The organism is Streptomyces sp. NBC_00631 (assembly GCF_045206895.1).
Lineage (GTDB): Bacteria > Actinomycetota > Actinomycetes > Streptomycetales > Streptomycetaceae > Streptomyces.
The window spans coordinates 9,747,031-9,762,795 of sequence record NZ_CP107734.1 but is presented as its reverse complement, the minus strand read 5'-3'; the positions used below and the strand labels follow the sequence as shown (position 1 = coordinate 9,762,795).

Annotated in this window: 12 protein-coding genes and 1 pseudogene; 1 reads left to right on the top strand and 12 read right to left on the bottom strand. The window is 72.6% G+C overall.

Going from position 1 to position 15,765, the window contains the following annotated elements; genetic code table 11:
* Positions 1–61 precede the first annotated feature (61 nt).
* From OHB00_RS44280 to OHB00_RS44225, 12 genes and pseudogenes are all read right to left on the bottom strand, one after another.
* Positions 62–1,879: an ABC transporter ATP-binding protein gene (locus OHB00_RS44280; protein WP_406443682.1), complete on the bottom strand. Its 1,818-nt coding sequence runs from the start codon at positions 1,877–1,879 to the stop codon at positions 62–64.
* A 136-nt stretch (positions 1,880–2,015) separates the two neighbouring features.
* Positions 2,016–2,831, bottom strand: a pseudogene (locus OHB00_RS44275) (sugar kinase); the annotation flags it as partial.
* Positions 2,832–2,888: 57 nt separating this feature from the next.
* Positions 2,889–3,719, bottom strand: a complete 831-nt coding sequence (locus OHB00_RS44270) for a hypothetical protein (protein WP_406443680.1) — start codon at positions 3,717–3,719, stop codon at positions 2,889–2,891.
* 2 nt (positions 3,720–3,721) lie between these two features.
* The gene (gene dgoD, locus OHB00_RS44265) at positions 3,722–4,867 is read right to left on the bottom strand and encodes a galactonate dehydratase (RefSeq protein ID WP_406443679.1); all 1,146 of its coding nucleotides are present in this window, start codon (positions 4,865–4,867) and stop codon (positions 3,722–3,724) included.
* Positions 4,864–5,667, bottom strand: a complete 804-nt coding sequence (locus tag OHB00_RS44260; protein WP_406443677.1) for a FadR/GntR family transcriptional regulator — start codon at positions 5,665–5,667, stop codon at positions 4,864–4,866. The genes dgoD and OHB00_RS44260 overlap by 4 nt, the downstream gene beginning before the upstream one ends.
* A gap of 40 nt (positions 5,668–5,707) precedes the next feature.
* The gene (locus OHB00_RS44255; protein ID WP_406443675.1) at positions 5,708–6,481 is read right to left on the bottom strand and encodes an SDR family NAD(P)-dependent oxidoreductase; all 774 of its coding nucleotides are present in this window, start codon (positions 6,479–6,481) and stop codon (positions 5,708–5,710) included.
* 40 nt (positions 6,482–6,521) lie between these two features.
* Positions 6,522–8,585 (bottom strand): alpha-galactosidase, encoded by a 2,064-nt coding sequence (locus tag OHB00_RS44250; protein ID WP_406443673.1) that lies wholly within the window; start codon positions 8,583–8,585, stop codon positions 6,522–6,524.
* On the bottom strand, positions 8,582–9,442 hold the full coding sequence (locus tag OHB00_RS44245; RefSeq protein ID WP_406443671.1) for a carbohydrate ABC transporter permease: 861 nt from the start codon (positions 9,440–9,442) through the stop codon (positions 8,582–8,584). Before OHB00_RS44245 ends, OHB00_RS44250 begins: the two co-directional genes overlap by 4 nt.
* Positions 9,442–10,377, bottom strand: a complete 936-nt coding sequence (locus OHB00_RS44240; protein WP_406443669.1) for a carbohydrate ABC transporter permease — start codon at positions 10,375–10,377, stop codon at positions 9,442–9,444. The genes OHB00_RS44245 and OHB00_RS44240 overlap by 1 nt, the downstream gene beginning before the upstream one ends.
* Position 10,378: 1 nt before the next feature.
* On the bottom strand, positions 10,379–11,668 hold the full coding sequence (locus OHB00_RS44235; RefSeq protein WP_406443667.1) for an ABC transporter substrate-binding protein: 1,290 nt from the start codon (positions 11,666–11,668) through the stop codon (positions 10,379–10,381).
* Positions 11,669–11,682: 14 nt separating this feature from the next.
* Positions 11,683–13,803, bottom strand: a complete 2,121-nt coding sequence (locus tag OHB00_RS44230; RefSeq protein WP_406443666.1) for a glycoside hydrolase family 27 protein — start codon at positions 13,801–13,803, stop codon at positions 11,683–11,685.
* A 639-nt stretch (positions 13,804–14,442) separates the two neighbouring features.
* The gene (locus tag OHB00_RS44225; protein WP_406443664.1) at positions 14,443–15,069 is read right to left on the bottom strand and encodes a hypothetical protein; all 627 of its coding nucleotides are present in this window, start codon (positions 15,067–15,069) and stop codon (positions 14,443–14,445) included.
* Positions 15,070–15,097: 28 nt separating this feature from the next.
* Here OHB00_RS44225 and OHB00_RS44220 point away from each other — a divergent pair, with 28 nt between their 5' ends.
* A complete protein-coding gene (locus OHB00_RS44220; protein WP_406443662.1) occupies positions 15,098–15,547 on the top strand; it encodes a hypothetical protein in 450 nt (149 codons plus the stop codon).
* Positions 15,548–15,765: the final 218 nt, after the last annotated feature.

Below are 15,765 nucleotides of genomic sequence, written 5' to 3'. Positions count from 1 at the left end.
GACCAGCCCCGACTATGCCGCAGCCAACCGACAACGCGCCCCGGCCCCTCCAGCGGAGCGCCTAGTGCACTTCGGCCCGCACCGGCCCCTCGTCGAGGAAGCCGCCCGACTGGTGCTGCCACAGCTTGGCGTAGGCACCCTGGGCGCCGAGCAGTTCGTGGTGCGTGCCCTGCTCGACGATCCGGCCGCGGTCGAGGACCACGAGCCGGTCCATGGAGGCGACCGTGCTGAGCCGGTGCGCCACCACCAGCGCCGTGCGGCCCTCCATGAGCCGCCACAGCGCCTCCTGGACGAGGATCTCGCTCTCGGAGTCCAGCGCGCTGGTCGCCTCGTCCAGGAGCAGGATCGGGGCGTCCCTGAGGATCGCCCGGGCCAGGGCGACCCGCTGGCGCTGGCCGCCGGAGAGCTTGACGCCGCGCTCCCCCACCATCGTCTCGAACCCGTCCGGCAGCGCGTCCGCGAACTCGGTGACGTGCGCGGCCTCGGCGGCCAGCCGGATCTCGGCGTCGGTGGCGTCCGGCCGGGCGAAGGCGATGTTCTCCCGCAGGGTGCGGTGGAACATCGCCGGGTCCTGCGGGACGTAGGCGATCTGGCTGCGCAGGTCGGCCTGGCGCAGCCGGCTGATGTCCTGTCCGCCGATCATGATTCGGCCCGCCTCGATGTCGGTCATCCGCAGCAGCAGCCGGGTCAGCGTGGTCTTGCCGCCGCCCGACCGGCCGACGAACCCGAACTTGGACCCGCTGGGCACGTCCAGTTCAAGCCCTTCGAACAGCGGTTTGGCACCCGCGTGGGTGAAGGAGACCTTCTCGAAGCGGACGTCGGCGGCCCGGGGCGCGAGCGGCTCCGGGGCCGGGGGGTCGGTGACGATCGGCGGTTCGAGGAGCAGTTCGGTGAACTGGGCCGCCTCCGTCATGGAGCTCTCCATGCGCCGGTAGATCTGGTTGAACTCGAACATGATCCGGGTCGCGTTGGTGTAGTAGGTGAAGGCGACCACGACCGCCTCCACGCTGTGGCCGCCGCCCGCCAGCGCCACCGCGAGCAGCAGGCCCAGCGCGCTGGTGGCCACGGACATCGGCGCGACGAACGTGTCGATGCGCAGGTTGCCGTAGTCCCAGGAGCGCAGGGTGCGCCGCCTCGACTCGGCGACCCGCGACCGGTGTTCGGCCGCCTCCCGCTGTTCGGCGGCGAACGCCCGGACCGTGTCCATGTTCATCAGGCTGTCGGCGACATGCCCGGACACCCGGGCGATCGCCTCCTCGCGCTGGGCGACCAGCCGCTGCCGGCGGCGGATCAGCGGGAACACGCACACCGCCGTCACCGCGAGCATCGCGAGCAGCGCGACGACGAGCAGCGGCTGGTAGCGCCACAGCACCACCGAGCCGAACGCCAGCGGCACGAAGCTGCCGACGATGTTGAAGGTCAGCGTGTCGCCGAACTCCTCGAAGCGGGTGGCGAAGCTCAGCACCCGCTTGGTGAGGGACCCCGCGAAGTTGTCGTGGAAGAACGCGGCGTCCTTCGCGAACAGTTCGTCCATGCCGATGACGTACAAGTGCTCGATGCCGAGGGCGTCCACCCGGTTCAGGCAGTGCAGACCGACCCGCCAGAGCGCCTCCGCCAGCAGCAGGACACCGGCGAAGCCGAGGACGTAGGGCAGCGTGGCACCGACGCCCAGGCCGTGGCCGTCGGCGATCCGGCCGACCAGCTTGGCCACGACCAGCGGGGCCAGGTAGTTGATTCCGATGTTGCCGAGCGCCGGCAGCAGCATCCCGGGCAGCGTGAGCCACTTGAGCCGGGCCAGCTCCCGTCCGTAGTAGCGCAGCGCGAGCAGGACCGCGCCCTGCCGGGGTCCGGTCGCAGGTAAATCGACTGAGGATGTCATCTCAACCCTGTGTAGTCGTCGTACGGCATGCCGAGTCGGCCGCCGCATGGTCCGCGACGGCCTGGAATCGGCAGGTCAGGAAAGGGAAGTGTCCCGCGACGGGGGTCGCTCAGTCCACGTGTTTTTTCGTCGGCGACTACGGAGCGAACACACGGTCGACCGAAAGGGGCCGGGCCTGCTGCCAGTCCCGGTCCGTGAGCGCGAGGAGCCGGTCGACGGCGGCCCTGCCGGGCAGCGGACCGTGATCCCCCGTCACCTTGAGCGCGGAGACGGCGGTGAGGTGACCGAGCCGGAGGGCACGGGTCGGTGTCTCCGCGCGCAGGAGCCCGGCCAGGAAGCCCGCCGCGAACGCGTCGCCGGCCCCGACCGGTTCCACCACGGCCGTCCGCAGCGCGGGCACCGTGCACGCGCCGTCCGCGGTCACGGCATCGCGGCCCGGGCGCCGTCCTTGACGACGAGGATCCGCGGACCGGGCAGCAGATCCCGCAGTCCGGTGACGGTCAGGTCGCGGCCCCACAGCTCCTGGGCCTCGTCGAGACCCACGAAACCGATGTCAGCGCGGTCGGCGAGGGCACGCAGCACCGCCGGCGCGGTGCCGTCCGGCCATAGCGCCGCCCAGTGGTTGACGTCGAAGCTGACGGCGTACGGCCGTTCGGCGGCGGGCGGGTCCAGGGCCCGGGTCACCAGGGCGCGGCAGGACGCGGAGAGAGAGGGTGATGCCGGTGAGGTGCAGGAGGGCGGCCGGGCCCAGGGGTTCGCCGTCGAGCAGGTCGGGGCCGAGCGCCGAGGCCGCCGAGCCGGTGCGGTAGTAGTGGACGCCGGTTCCGGCGGGGCCCGGGTCCTTGAGGAGGAGGCCCGTGGGGCGGTGCGGGTCGGTGCGGACATGCGTCACGTCGACCCCGGCGGCGGCGACCGCGGCGCGCACCCGGCGGCCCAGCGGATCGTCGCCGAGGGTCGGCCGGCGGCGAGGGCGGTTCGCAGATCCACGAGCGGGTTCCTTCCTTGGGTCTCAGGGGCAGCGGCAGTCGGCGGTCACGGTCAGCAGCCAGCGGACCTCGCCCGAGGCCGGGACGCGGGCGGCGTCGTCCGGGCCCGCGTCGGCGAGGTCGAAGACGCGGCCGAGCATCGGCTCGACGCCCGCACTGCGACAGGGACGGCCGGCGGGGAAGCCGCCGAGGTTGCGCCACAGGGCGACGGAGAGCGGCTGCCCCTCCGCCTCGACGGACAGGGCGAGCCGGTCCGCGCCGTCGTGCACACAGCACCGGCCACCGTCCACCACGGCCCCGACGGCCGTACCGTCGTCCGGCCCGAACCGGTCGAGCCGCAGCCCGAGAGGCGCGGGCCAGGTACCGGCCACCCAGGGGGCACCGTCCGGCCAGGGACCGTCCAGCAGGGGCGCCGCCTCCGGGAACAGCCGGGTGGGCGCCCCCTGACGGGCCCGCAGGACGGCCTCCTCGGAGAGGTCGAGCAGTGCGTGGGCGGCCCAGAGGAAACGGAAGCCGGGGTCGGCCCTCAGCACATAGGCGGCCTCGACGCCGTCGGCCGTACCGCGCAGCGTGCGTGTCAGGGTGAAGCGGTCGCAGCGGACGGTCTCCCCGCCACCGTCCCCCGCGCCGCTCACGACCCGGCTCCAGGGCCGGGACCAGGCGTCCCCGTGGTCGGGGGTGCCGCGGACGGTGGGGACGCACTCCTCCAGTCCCCCCGCGTCCACGAACGCGTCCCCCGGTGCCACGCGGTCGCGTTCGGGGCATTCGGGCCGCCACAGCCACTCGCGGCCGTCGTGCCGCAGCGAGGTCCAGCGGCCGCCGTGCGCGAGGTCGGTCACGACGTCGAGCGGCATGGTCACCACTCCGCGAAGGAGCCGTCGGCGTGCCGCCACACCGGGTTGCGCCACCGGTGTCCCGCGCGGTCGGCCGCGCGGACGGCCGCCTCGTCGAGCGTGATGCCGAGCCCGGGGGCGTCACCGCGGTGCGCGTGCCCGGCCACGAAGCGGAAGGGCTCGGGGTCGAGGAGGTAGGAGAGGAGGTCGGCGTCCTTGTTGTAGTGGATGCCGCGGCTCTGCTCCTGGATGAGGAAGTTGGGGGTGGCGAAGGCGACTTGGAGGCTGGCGGCCAGGGCGATGGGTCCCAGCGGGCAGTGCGGGGCGAGCTGGGCGCCGTAGGTCTCGGCGAGCGAGGCGATCCGGTGCACCTCGGAGATGCCGCCGGCGTGCGAGAGGTCCGGCTGGGCGACCGCGATGCCGGCGGCGAGGACGGGCAGGAACTCGGCGCGCGAGTACAGGCGTTCGCCGGTGGCGAGCGGCACCGGGCTGGTGGTGACCAGGCCGGGCAGCAGGTGGCCCTGTTCGGGGACGACCGGCTCCTCCACGAACAGCGGGTGCAGCGGGGCGAGTTCGGTGAGGACACGGCGCGCGCTCGCGGCGGTGAAGCGGCCGTGGAAGTCGACGGCGACGTCACGGTCCGGGCCGAGGGCGTCCCGGGCTGCGCTCACCCGGGCGACCACGGCCGCCGTCTCCGCCACCGTGGCCAACGGCGAGGTGGCTCCGGCGGCGTTCATCTTCACCGCGGTGAAGCCCGCCTCGACCTGGGCCGCTATCTGCTCGGTCAGCCGGCCGGGTTCGTCGCCGCCGACCCAGGCGTAGACCCGCACCCGGTCGCGCACCGGACCGCCCAGCAGGGCGTGCACGGGCGCGCCGTAGGTCTTGCCCGCGATGTCCCACAGGGCCTGGTCGAGGCCCGCGACGGCGCTCGACAGCACCGGGCCACCCCGGTAGAAGCCGCCCTTGGTGAGCACCTGCCAGTGGTCCTGGATGCGCAGCGGGTCCTGGCCCACCAGGTATTCGGCGAGGACGTCGACGGCCGAGCGGACGACCTCCGCGCGCCCCTCGACGACGGGCTCGCCCCAGCCGACCACGCCGTCGTCGGTCTCGACGCGGCAGAACAGCCAGCGCGGCGGGACGAGGAAGGTCTCTATCCGGTCGATCTTCACTGGCCGCCGCCGCCTTTCGTGTCGTCGGGCCCTGTCGCCTCGTCGGGCGCTGCCTCGTCGGGCGCTGCCTCGTCGGGCGCTGTCCCGTCTTCGGGGCCGTCGAGCCGGGCCAGGTCGCGACCCGCCTGGTCGAGCAGGGCCCGCATGGCGGTCTCGGCCGCCTGCGGGTCGCGGTCGCGTACGGCGTCCAGGACGGCGCGGTGGGCGGGCACCGGATCCTCGCTGTGCGGGGAGCTGTGCACGATCCGGTCGCGGTGGGCCAGCCCCGACTCGATCACCATCTCCATCCGTTCCAGCAGTTCGTTGTGGGTGGCGGTGAGCAGGGCGCGGTGGAAGGCCAGGTCGGCGTCGACGGCGTGGCCGGGGTCCGCCTCGTGCCGGCCCATCGCCTCCACGGCCGTCTCCAGGGAGAGCAGGTCGGCCTCGGTGCGCCGCTCGGCGGCGAGCCGGGCGGCGGCCGGTTCGATGATGGCGCGGACCTCGGCGAGGTTGCGCAGCAGCGACCGTTCCGCGCCGCTCGTGCGACCGCCCTCGAACTGCCAGCGCAGCACGTCGGCGTCGAGCAGGTTCCAGTCCGCCCGGGCCCGCACGAAGGTGCCGCGTTTCTGCCGGGCGTCGACCATGCCCTTGGCGGCGAGCACCTTGAGGGACTCGCGCAGCGCGGTGAGGCTGACGTCGAGTTCGCTCTGCAGCGCCACCAGGTCGAGCGTGGCCCCTTCCGGGATCTCGCCGCCCAGGATGCGGCGCGCCAGGGCCTCCACGGTCTGGCCGTGCACACCGCGGCGGGCGTAGGGCGTCATGTCGTACGGCCTTTCTGTTCGACGGGCGGTTCGACGGGGCTCATGCGGAAGCCTTCACGATGCTCCAGCCACCGTCCACGACGAGACTGGACCCGGTGATGTGGGAGGCCTCGTCGGCGCCGAGGAACGCGATCGCGGCGGCCACCTCCTCGGGGGTGCCGAAGCGGCGGGCGGCCGTCTGGGCGATGCTGCGTTCCCGTTCCGCGGGCGGCACCCGGTCCCAGGCCCCGGTCAGGATGGGCCCGGGGAGTACCGCGTTGACGCGCACCTGGGTCCCGTACTCGACGGCGAGCTGCCCGCACAGGGACAGCAGGCCGCCCTTGGCCGCGGCGTAGGCCGGGTGACCGGGGATGCCCGCGTGGGCGTGCACCGACGAGGTGAGCACCACGGCGCCGCGGCGGGCCCGCAGGTCGGGCAGGGCCGCTTTGACGCCGAGGAAGCCGCCGGTGAGGTTGACGGCGAGCTGCCGCTGCCAGGACGGCAGGGTCATCTCGTGGGCCGGCCGGACCTTGACGGTGTAGGCGTTGCCGACGAGCACGTCGACCGGGCCGAAGGCGTGGGCGGTGGTCACGATCCGCGCCCAGTCCTCCTCGGCGGCGACGTCCGCGTGCACGTACCTGGCCCGGCCGCCGTCCTTCTCGATCCCGTCCACCACGGCCTGCCCGCGCTCGTCCGCGATGTCGGCGAGCACGACGGCGGCGCCCTCCCCGGCGAGGCGTGCGGCGGTGGCGGCTCCGATGCCGGAGGCGGCGCCGTTCACCACGGCGGTACGGCCGGTGAAGCGGGCACCGTACCGTCGTACGGACTGGTCCATCGGGCTCCTTAGAGGGTGGGCTGCTGGAAACATATGCGTCCTACAGGCGTCTCAGCACCACCAGATCGGCATCGTGTTCGGCGCTCCACGCGAACGGCAGGCCGTGGTGGAGCAGATGGGCTCCGCCGTACGACGCTCCCGTCGCCGTGTCCCGGTAGCGCGCCGCCGGGTCCAGGCCGCGCAGCCGGAGCCGGTCGGGGCGGCCGGGCAGCAGCGGTGCCCCGTCGAGGCGGCCGGTGGAGAGCGCGGCGACGACGGTTCGGTCGCCGGCGTCGAACTGCACGCCGCAGCTGGTGTCGTCCGGTGTCCCGAGCAGCCGGGCCTCCCCGTGGTGGACGACGTCCCGCACCTCCTTGTAGCGGGCGATCCACCGGGCGGCCTCGGATCGCTGCCGCGGGGTCCAGGCGCGCAGGTCGGCGCCGATCCCGAGGACTCCGCACATGGCGTTGACGAAGCGGAAGGCGAGGCTGCGCGGGCGCGGGTCGAGGATGCCGGGGGCGTCGGTGACCCAGGAGCTCATGACGTGCGGCGCGTGGGCGTGCAGGAATCCGTGCTGGATGCGCAGCCGGTCCAGGGGCGCGGTGTTGTCGCTGGGCCAGACGACGTCGGTGCGGGCGAGGGTGGCGTGCTCGATCCGTCCGCCGCCGCCGGCGCAGCCCTCGACGGTGACGCCGGGGTGGGCGGCGCGCAGGTGGTCCAGGACCCGCAGGTATCCGGCGACGTGCTCGGCGTCCAGGTCGATCCGGTCGGCGGGTGGGGTGCCGGGGCGGCCGCGTTCGGTGGGCGGGCGGTTCATGTCCCACTTCAGGTAGCCGATGCCGTAGCTGCCGAGCAGCCGGTCGAGGGTACCGATGACGAAGTCCTGGACGTCGGTCCGGCCCAGGTCGAGGAGCAGCTGGTTGCGGACGAGACGGGCCGGGCGGCCCTCGACGCGGTAGACCCACTCGGGGTGTTCGGTGTGCAGCCGGCTGCCGGGGCTGACCGCCTCCGGCTCCACCCACAGGCCGAAGTCCAGGCCGAGGCCGCGGACGTCCGCGACGAACCGGTCGAAGCCCTGCCCGAACGCCTGCGGGTCGGGATACCAGTCGCCCAGTCCCCCGGTGTCGTCGCGACGGCCGGTGAACCAGCCGTCGTCCACGACGAACAGCTCGGCCCCGATGTCGGCGGCGGCCTTCGCCAGCTCCAGCTGACCGGCCGCGTCGACGTCGAAGCCGGTGGCCTCCCAGGAGTTGTAGAGCACCTTGCGGGGGCGGTGCAGCCGGTCGCCGGCCAGACGGCGCTCGTAGCGGTGCCAGACCCGGGACAGACCGTCGAGTCCGGCCGCGCTGAACGCGCAGGCGAGCCGGGGCGTCACGAGGGTCTCGCCGGGGGTCATGCGTACGGCGCCCTCGTGCGGGACCCGTCCGGCCCGGATCCGGACGGTCCCGCCCGGCTCGGCCTCCGCCGTGATGTGCCAGTTGCCCGCCCATTCGAGGGCGACACCGTACGCGGCCTGCTCGTCCTGCACGGCGAGCCAGGGCGCGTACGCGTGCCCGGCCACACCTTGCAGGCTGCCGATGGTGAACGTGCCCCTGGAGAGGTCGAGTCGGGTGCGCTGGAACTCCTGCGACCACTGCCCGGCGAGGTAGGTCAGCCGGGCCGCGCCGGTGACGGGGACGGTGACGGCGGCCGAGTCGAGCCGTTCCAGGCGGAGTTCGGCCGTGGCGGTGAACTCGGCCCAGCGGAGGATCACGTCGGTGCCGGGGACGGTCTCGTAGCAGAGGACCGTCCGCAGGCCGATCACCTCGTCCACGAAGGCGAGCCGAAGAGCCCCCTCCGTCTCCTTGGCGCCGTCGAACTCCCACCACACGCCCCGGCCCGCGGCCAGGTCTCCCACCACCAGCTCGGATCCGGTGAACGGCCGCAGTCCGTAGGGCAGATACTCGGCCGGAGCCGCGTCGGCGGGCGTGATGAAGTGGGTGCGGTGGGACCAGTCCAGGGCGGACGGCCCGTCCTCGACGCCGAGCGGGCCCCAGGCGTCGAGCTCGGCCCAGGGGCCGTCCGGGGAGAGGCGGACGGTGTAGCTGGTGTGCTCCGTCCGCAAGGTCCAGCGTCCGTTGGTCACTTGACCGCTCCCAGGTTGAGGCCGGCCACGAAGTGCCGCTGGAAGCGCAGGAACACGGCGACCGTGGGCGCGGCGGCGATCACGGACCCGGCCGCGATCACGTTCCACATCGACACGTACTGGCCCTGGAGTCCGATGAGGGCGGCGGTGATCGGCATCTTGCTGTCGCTGCGCAGCACGGTGATCGCCCAGAGCAGGTCGTTGAAGATCCAGGTGAAGGAGAGCGCGCTGAGGGCGGCCAGGGCGGGGCGGGTCAGCGGGAGGATGATCCGCCAGAAGATCTGCCAGGGCCCCGCGCCGTCCACGACCGCCGCCTGCTGGATCTCCACCGGGATCGACCGCATGAACCCGTGCAGGACGAAGACGTAGAAGCCGACGCCGAAGCCGATCTGCACGCCGATGAGCGCGGGCAGGGTGTCGTAGACCCCCATCACTTCGCTGAGTTTGGACACCGGGATGAGCAGGATCTGGGGCGGGAGCAGGTTGCCGCCGAGCATGAGCAGCAGCAGGGAGCGACGGAAGGGGAGTTCGTAGCGGCTGAGGGCGAACGCGGCCATGGCGGCGAGCGCGAGGGTCACCAGGACGCAGGGGACGGTGACGAGCAGGCTGTTGATCAGGGCCTGCTGCTGGCCGCCGTCGGTCCAGGCCCGGCCGAAGTTGGACAGGGTGAAGGAGTGCGGCCGGCTGCCCAGGCCGTGGGCGGCGATGTCGTCGAAGGAACGCAGGCTGGTCACCAGGACCAGGGCGATGGGCAGCAGCCACAGGACGGCCAGGGCGCCGGCACCGAGGTGGAATCCGGCGGTGGCCGCTCTTCTGCGGCGCACTGCCGTGGAGCCGGCCGTGGAGTCGGCGGACATCAGTCGGCCTCCCGGAACGCGCGCACGAGATAGGAGGCGATGACCCCGAAGGCGAGGACGAAGATGACGACGGCCAGGGCGGAGCCGTAGCCGAGTCGCAGGGACTGGAAGGCGGTCGAGTACATGTAGGTGCTCAGCAGCTCGGACGAGTGGTAGGGGCCGCCGCGGGTGAGCGACCAGACGACGTCGAAGGAGCGCAGCGAGTCGATGACGATGACGGACAGAACGACCGCGTTGACACTGCGCAGTTGGGGCAGCGTGATGTGCCGGAGGCGCTGCAGTGCGCTCGCCCCGTCGACCTTGGCGGCCTCGTGGAGCGCCGGGTCGATGCCCTTCAGGCCCGCGAGGTACAGCACCATGACGTAGCCGATCTGGCGCCACAGCGCGGGCACGATCACCGCGTACAGGGCGGTGTCCTGGTCGGCGAGCCAGGCGTGCTGGAGGCTGCCGAGGCCGACGGCGTCCAGCAGGCGGTCGAGGACGCCGTCGGGCTGGTAGATCGCCTGCCAGACCAGGGCGGTGGCGACCAGCGAGAAGACGACCGGCAGGAAGAGGGCGGCCCGGTAGAAGCCGACCCCGCGCCGCTCCTGCTGGAGCAGCAGCGCGGCGGCGAGCCCCAGTACGGCGGAGAGGCCGCCGAAGAGGACCAGCCAGAGCACGGTGTGGCCCGCGGCACTGCGGAAGACGTCGTCATGGGCCATCTCCCGGAAGTTGTCCAGGCCGACGAACTGCGGCGGGGAGACGCCGTCCCACTTGGTCAGGGCGAGGTAGAAGCCCTGGAGCGCGGGCCAGAACACCCACAGGGCCTCGGCGAGCAGCGGCACCAGGACGAAGGCGAGGACCAGCGGCGGGGTGCGCCGGGAGCCCCGGGCCCGCCTGCCGCCGGTGGGCGTGCGGGCCGGGGACCTCCTTTCGGGCGCGGTCAGGACGGCCATGTCAGGCGTTCCAGATCTTCTCGGCGTCCCGCTGCCAGTCGGTCAGGATGCCGCCGACCGACTTCGGCCTGGCCAGGAACCTGGTCAGGGCGGTGTCCGCGGTGGGCTGGAGGGCGTCGCTGGAGTCCCGGTTGAAGAACTGGGTGATCTCGGCGGCCGCGGCGACATGCGCGCGGCCCTTCTTCACCAGGGCGGTGCCGGAGTCCTTGGCGTCCGGGTTGCAGGGCAGGACGGTCCCGGAGGAGCCCTTGATGTAGATCTCCTGGGCTTCGGCCGTGGCGAGGTACGTCAGCAGGGCGCGGACCTGGTCGCGGCGGCCGGTGCGGGCGCTGGCGAAGTAGCCGTCGACGGGAGCCTCTTCAGCAAGGGGGACCTTGGAGTCGATGACGGGGAAGCGGAAGAAGTCGATGTCGTCCAGGGCGCTCCTGGGTGCCGAGTCGGCGAAGAAGGTGCCGATGAGCATCATGCCGGTCTTGCCGCCCAGCAGGGCGGTCGTGGCGTCCTGGAAGGCGAGGGCGGTGCCGTTCGGGTCGAAGTACGGCAGCACCTCCTGCCAGCGGGCGAAGACCCTGCGCACCTCGGGGTCGTCGAACCGGTGCTTCCCGGCGAGGAGTTCGCGATGGTACTGGGCGCCGTTGACGCGGATGTCGAGGTAGTCGAACCAGGCCGACGCCACCCAGGGGGTGTTGCCGCCCGCGCCGAGCCCGATCGGGGCGACTCCCTTGCTCTTGAGCTTGTCGCACAGGTCGAGGAAGCCGTCCCAGCTCGTGGGCTCGCTCACGCCCCACTTGGCGAAGTGGGACTTCCGGTAGAACATGCCCCACCAGTAGTAGGTGTTGGGCACGAAGACCTTCTTGCCGGAGCTCGCGGTGCACAGCGAGTGCAGCGCCTTGGTGTACCGCTTGAGGTCGGGCGAGGAGCTCCACACCTCGTCGAGGTCGAGCAGCAGGCTCTTCCTGGCGTAGGCGTCCGCGACCGAGCCGGGGTACCAGGTGTACACGTCCGGCGGGTTGGCGGAGGTGAGGTAGGTCGGCAGCTGGGTGCGGAAGGTCTCGGCGGCGACCGTGTTGAGACTTGCCCGGCCGGGCCCCTTCTTGCCGTAGGCCGCGACCAGGTCCTCCATCGCCGCCTTGGCCTGCGGGGCGGACAGGTTGGACTGGAGGGTCACCGCGCCCGTCGAGGAACCCTTGCCGGAGGAGGTGGAGGTGACGCAGCCGCTGAGCAGTGCCGCGGTTCCGGCGGCACCGAGTCCGGTGAGGAAACGCCGTCTGCTGGTCTGGGGGTCGGCCATGGTGGATTCCTCGTTCACTTGAGTCGGGTCCGGTACACGTGGCCGTCGACTCCGCGGAACACCGCGTCCACGGCTCCGTCCGGGCCGGCGACCGCGCCGAGTGCGCCGTCGAACGCGGCGCTCGGGAACTCCTGCCGCTTGCTCCAGCCCTGCCAGGCGCCGTCGGCGTACCGCTGCTGCCAGAGCGTGTAGTCGGCGGCCCGCACGTAGAGCAGCACCGTGTCCTGGACGGAGACCAGCGTCGGGCTGCCGCTGACGGTCCCGCCGAGGGACGTCCATCCGGACCACTCTCCCGAGGTGTCGCGGGTGCGCGTCCACACGTCGTCCGCGGCGGTGCGTACGGCGACGTGGACGCGTCCCTGGGCGTCGACGACGGCGGAGGGGCGGCCGCGGGCCTGCCGGTCACCGGGTGCGCCGAGCGAGGACCAGCCGGAGGCCGGGCCGCGCTGCACGACCGTGCCGTCGGCGCCGCGTGCGAACAGCGTCCAGTGGCCGGGGTCGGTGAAGGCGACGGACGGTGCGTCGGTCAGCTCCCCGCCCAGGGACTGCCATCGACCCCAGCGGCCGTCGGCCTGGACCCGCCGGTAGGCCCGCGAGTCGGCGCCGCGTACGAAGACGTCGATCCGGCCGTCGGCGGAGGCGTACACGGCGGGCTGGCCGAGGATCTTGCCCTGTGCGGGACCGCCGAGGTCCTTCGTGCGCCCGCCGGTCCTCTCCACGAGCGAGCCGTGCGGCCCCCGGAAGAAGGTGGAACCGTCGCTCGCCACGGCCGGGCTCGCCGTGGCGGTCACGCCCAGGTCCGTGCCCGGCAGCGCGTCGGCGCCGGTCAGCCTGAGGAACGCGGTGCCGTGCGCGGGGACCTCGACGGTGTACGACCCCGTGTGCGTGCCCCGGTCGGCACGCGCCCGCAGGTCACGGACGCGCACCGGGCCGCCGAGGCCGGTGTCGGCGAACTGCACGGTGCGCAGGGCCGGTTGGCCGGAACGGTTGAGGAGCACGACCGCGCGCTGCCCCTGCCTCCGCAGCACCTTGCTGTAGACGTCGCCGACGGAGTCGGTCGCCACCCGTACCCCCTGGACGGCGAGGGGGTCCTGGTCGACGGCGATGATCTCCGGATTGCGGAGGGTCGCGGTCATCGCGTCGGGCAGTGTGCGCGGGTCGGAGCCCAGCATCAGCGGTGAGCCCATCTCGGCCCACATCACGAACTGGGTGGTGGACTCCTCCTGCGTGAGCTCGTACGACCCGTCCGCCATCTTCCGCATGGGGATGAGGTAGTCGGGGTCGTTGTAGTGGCCGGGGCCCTGTGCCTCGGGATGCCAGGCGTTGGCGTCCATGTTGCGCAGGATGTCGGGCCATTCGCCGGGACTGGGGGTGCCCCAGGCGATGTCGGTGCCGGTGCGCCAGGAGTCGGCGATCGCCGGGGCGTAGACGTAGGCGTTGTGGGCGTCCTGCTCGGGGGTGTGCGGCAGGCCCCAGTCGTCGGTGAGCGGGTTGCAGAGGTTCAGCAGCATCCTGCGCCCGGACTTGGCGACCGCGTCGCTGAACTCCTTGAAGGCGGGGCCCGGATCGAGCTTCGCCCCGATTCCGCAGAGGAAGTCGACCTTGATCGCGTCGATCTTCCAGCTCGCGAACTGCCGCGCGTCCTGGTCGTAGTACCCCCGGCTGCCGAGACCGCAGCTCTTGCCGCCGTCGTAGGTACCGGCGTCGGTGTAGATGCCGGCCCGCAGTCCCCGTTGGTGCAGGTAGGAGACGAGGGCCGGGATACCGGAGGGGAAGCGGTCCGGGTTGGCCACCAGCCGGCCCTGGGCGTCGCGGGGGTTGTCGGCCTGCCAGCCGCCGTCCAGCCACACGATGTCGTAGCCGCTGTCCCTCAGGCCGCTGCTGACCAGCTTGTCCGCTACGGCGCGCACCTCGCTCTCGGTGGGCGCGCCGAGCCCGTAGTAGGTGTTCCAGCCCATGTAGGGCGTCGGCGCGAGGCCGCTGTCGTAGGCGGCGGGTGCGCCCTGGTCGACGGTCGTCTGCGCGACGGCGTCGGGGGTCACGGTGGCGGCCAGGACCACCGCGACGGCGGTGGCGAGGGCCGGCCGGGCGGCCCGGTGGTGCCGGGGTCTGCGTGCGGGCGGGTGCGGGGTCACGTGCCTCTCCCAGGGGTCGGGAAGCAGGAGAACGAGACGCGGGCCGCGCTGCTGCAGCGGGCCGACGACGTCACGGCGACGACTGTGGTGCGTGGCCGGAATTGCGTCAAGGTTAATTACTAATTTAGTAGAAGCAGGGCGAGGATGCGCACAGAGTCTTGACAGGTCCATCTCGCGAGGGCAACGTTCGGCAACGTTGCCAGAAGGTCTGGCAACGTTGTCATCACCTCGGTACCCGGCTCGAACTCACCTGATCGGAGCCCTCGTTCCTGTCGGATCAGTCAACTCCGCCGTCCCGCCGTGCCGTTCTCTCCGCCGGAACCACCCCGCCGGCCGGATTCGGGCTCCCCACGGGCCCGTTCGCCACCGCCGCGACGGCCCGATCCGGACAACCGCCGCAGGGCTCCTCCGGTGGTGGTCACGGGAGGGAACTCGCCGCCTACCGGCCGGTCTCGGTGTCCTCCACCGACTACGCGGCCACGCCCGCGGAGTTCGCTGTGGACGGACTCGGCACGGTCGGCGTCCGCGGCTCCGGATGGCGTGCCGCGCCCGGCGACCCTGCCGTCGGCGGCCGAGGCCCTGGCCGCCGCCGCCCCCGACGAGGCTGGCCTCTTGCCGGGAGGGCAGCCTCGCGAGGATTCAGTCGTCGTGTCTGGTGTTCTCGCTCGGCAGGAACCTCTGGCGGGCCCAGAGGCTCACCAGTGCCGTTCCGCCGGCCAACAGCGGCACCGGGTCCCGGGCAGGCGGAGCCACCACGTATCCCAGCGCCGTGGCCGTGCAGACGGTCAGGGGAATGAACGCCGCCGCACCCTCCATCCCCCATCGCAGCGCAGGCCGAGCGGTGCCCAGGGCGCTGGCCCCGCCGGGCACCCAGGGGCTGACCGCGACCACCAGCAGTCCCGTCGTGGCGCAGGTGTCGACCAGCTGACAGGACATCACCTCGGGGCCGTGCGGGCCAGCCGTCCACAGTCGGAGGGTATCGCCGATCAGCATGAGGGACAGCCCGCCGATCCCCACCCACAAGGTGGCTCTCTGGTCGCTCCGTACGAGACGGCGCAGGGAGAACAGAAAACTGAGGAACACGACTTCAGCGGCCCACAGGACACCGACCATCCCCGTCCCCAGCCGCCAGCCGTCACCGGCCCCCCGCAGCAGTACCCAGCCCGTCATGAACACGGCCCCGGCTGTGACAACCCCGTCGAGCACCCGCCGCAGCAGCACGTGCCGACCTGTACCGGCATCGGCCGCGATTACCAGACCAGCCATCCCCAGGCCGACCGTCAGCGTCACTCCGGTGACCACCACCGAGCCCAGCAACGATCGCGCGTCCCGTCCCGAAGTCGGAGGCTCGGCCGACAGCACGGTGACCGCTCCCCGGTACACGCCTCCGGCTACCGCGGAACTCCCCAACAGCAGCAGACGTGTCCGCACCCGGCCGCTCGTTTCCCTGGCCCGGAGCATCAAGGAGGCCGCCAAGCCCCAGCAAGCGGTGGACGGCCCGAAAGCCACCATCCGCGCCGACCCGCTACCGGCGGCCCACGCCCCGCCGAACATCAGCACTGTTCCCACGAGACATGCCACGCCCACCGCCACCCAGGTCCGTGCACAGGTCCGACGGCATCGGGCCGCCCGGCCCCTGAGCACGTCCGGTGACTTCCCCAGCCCCGGCATCTGGTACGCCTCCCACCGTCCCCCGCCCGCAGGGCCGCACCCGCAGGCCCCCGGATCCATGCAGAAACCGTAGAAGACCTGGCACCGCCCCGAACGGAACCACCGGTTCATTCACTCGTACTGCGTAAGAGGGGAGAGATCGCCGACCCTCCGCCTCGCGCCGCACATGTCTCGGCGCCGAGAACCAGCGAGCCGAGCTCCGACTCCCGTGCCGGCACGGCGATCCGTGCTTCACCGAGCCTCGGCCGCCCCGGCGCCCCCTTCGGATCCCGGTGGCACGGCTTGTGCCGG

Coding starts and splice junctions, on each gene's coding strand:
- OHB00_RS44280 (WP_406443682.1), bottom strand. CDS start 1,879: ATGACATCCTCAGTCGATTTACCTGCGACCGGACCCCGGCAGGGCGCG.
- OHB00_RS44245 (WP_406443671.1), bottom strand. CDS start 9,442: ATGTCCGCCGACTCCACGGCCGGCTCCACGGCAGTGCGCCGCAGAAGA.
- OHB00_RS44225 (WP_406443664.1), bottom strand. CDS start 15,069: ATGGCTGGTCTGGTAATCGCGGCCGATGCCGGTACAGGTCGGCACGTG.
- OHB00_RS44240 (WP_406443669.1), bottom strand. CDS start 10,377: ATGGCCGTCCTGACCGCGCCCGAAAGGAGGTCCCCGGCCCGCACGCCC.
- OHB00_RS44255 (WP_406443675.1), bottom strand. CDS start 6,481: ATGGACCAGTCCGTACGACGGTACGGTGCCCGCTTCACCGGCCGTACC.
- OHB00_RS44270 (WP_406443680.1), bottom strand. CDS start 3,719: ATGCCGCTCGACGTCGTGACCGACCTCGCGCACGGCGGCCGCTGGACC.
- OHB00_RS44260 (WP_406443677.1), bottom strand. CDS start 5,667: ATGACGCCCTACGCCCGCCGCGGTGTGCACGGCCAGACCGTGGAGGCC.
- OHB00_RS44235 (WP_406443667.1), bottom strand. CDS start 11,668: ATGGCCGACCCCCAGACCAGCAGACGGCGTTTCCTCACCGGACTCGGT.